This window comes from Corynebacterium sp. HMSC076G08, from assembly GCF_001811515.1.
In the GTDB taxonomy this organism is placed as follows: domain Bacteria; phylum Actinomycetota; class Actinomycetes; order Mycobacteriales; family Mycobacteriaceae; genus Corynebacterium; species Corynebacterium hiratae.
In genome coordinates, this window is sequence record NZ_KV805054.1 from 1 (window position 1) to 1,904 (window position 1,904).

The 1,904-nt window shown below is 56.8% G+C and carries 1 protein-coding gene; it reads right to left on the reverse strand.

Features of this window, described 5'->3' with window-relative positions; all coding sequences use genetic code 11:
- Positions 1-1,893 (reverse strand): putative Ig domain-containing protein (locus tag HMPREF2806_RS07865; protein WP_232745366.1); only part of this gene is annotated, 1,893 nt, incomplete at its 3' end.
- Between the last annotated feature and the right edge of the window lie 11 nt (positions 1,894-1,904).

Consider the following 1,904-nt stretch of genomic DNA (forward strand, 5'->3'; position numbering starts at 1 on the left):
GTTGATGCAACGCTCAGACAGGTTGGAAGAACCATTCCAGTCAGGCAACTTCGAGGAACCGTTCGGGTCCTTCTCCGGCTTGGAGTCCGGGTTATTCGGATCAGTCGGCTTGCCGTTGTTCTTGGAACCAGTGACCTCGTCACCATCGTTGGTGCCGTCACCATCGGTATCAGCCTTCTTCGGGTCAGTCGGAGCACCCTTCTCACCCGGCTTAACCTTGTTGCCATCCTTATCGAACGGGTTCTTGGAGCCGTCTACCTCGTCACCGTCATTGATGCCGTCACCATCGGTGTCAGCCTTATTCGGATCGGTGCCAAGCTCCTTCTCCTGCTCGTCAGTCAGACCGTCACCATCGGTGTCCTTGTCCTTCGGATCTTTATCACCAGGCTTGTCATCCTCGCCCGGCTTGTTCGGATCAATCGGCCAGGACGGGTAGTCCGGGTACGACGGGTTAGAAGGCTTCTTACCTGGCTTATCAACCAAGTCAGCAACACCGTTGTTGTTCTTATCGGTGATACCGGTATCGCCAAGGCCGTCGCCGTCCTTGTCTTCAACCTTGCCCTCAGGAACCTCAGACTCATCACGGTTCTTCTTACCGTCACCGTCAGTGTCCTCGTCACCATCGTTGACGCCGTCACCATCGGTATCCGGGTTCAACGGGTTCAGGCCAGCGGCCTTCTCATCATCATTAGAAACACCGTCGCCGTCAGCGTCCGGGTCCTCTTCGTTGATGATGCCGTCGCCGTCCTTGTCACCCTTCGGGCCATCCTCGTCATCCTTATCAATGATGTCCGGGATGCCATCACCGTCAGAGTCCTTGGACTCATCAACAGTCGGGTCAGACTCCTCAGCGTTGGTCTTGCCATCACCGTCAGCGTCCTCATCACCATCGTTGACGCCGTCACCATCGGTATCCGGGTTGTACGGGTCAGTGCCAGCAACCTTCTCGTCGGTGTTGTTGACACCATCACCATCGATATCCGGGTCAACAGCATCCGGGATGCCGTCCTTGTCAGTGTCGTTGGTCAGCGGACCATCGGTGATGTCAGCCTTGCCGTCCTCCGGATCCTTATCGGTAACACCGGTATCGCCAAGGCCGTCGCCGTCCTCGTCCTTAACCGGACCCTCAGGAACCTCAGACTCATCACGGTTCTTCTTACCGTCACCGTCAGTGTCCTCGTCACCATCGTTGACGCCGTCACCATCGGTATCCGGGTTCAACGGGTTCAGGCCAGCGGCCTTCTCATCATCATTAGAAACACCGTCGCCGTCAGCGTCCGGGTCCTCTTCGTTGATGATGCCGTCGCCGTCCTTGTCACCCTTCGGACCATCCTCATCATCACGGTCAATGATGTCCGGGATGCCATCACCATCCTTATCGGTGATCTTGTCCTCATTCGGGTTGGACTCGTCCTTGTTCGGCTTGCCGTCACCGTCGGTGTCCTCGTCACCATCGTTGACGCCGTCGCCATCGGTATCCGGGTTGTACGGGTCAGTGCCAGCAGCCTTCTCATCAGAGTTGTTGACACCATCACCATCAATGTCGGGATCCTGAGAATCAGGGATACCGTCACCATCAGTGTCCGGATCCTCGATCATCCGCTCGGTTACCGTGAGCTTGAACTCATCCGAGGCATTCTTTCCATCCTTGGTCGCCTTGACCTTGATGTCATAGGACTTCAGCTCAGCATCTGCCGGCACCTCGCCCTCGATCGCGTTGGTATCCGGGTTGTACTTCAGGAACTCAGGCAGACCATCAACGGCTACCTCCGCACCATCAGTTGCCTTTACCGGGATGGAAACCTTTTCACCACGGGGAACCTTCATGTCCGGGATAGCATCCACGGACACATCGGCCTCGGGAGCATCCGGCTGCTCAACCGTGACAGTCACCGTGGCATCAT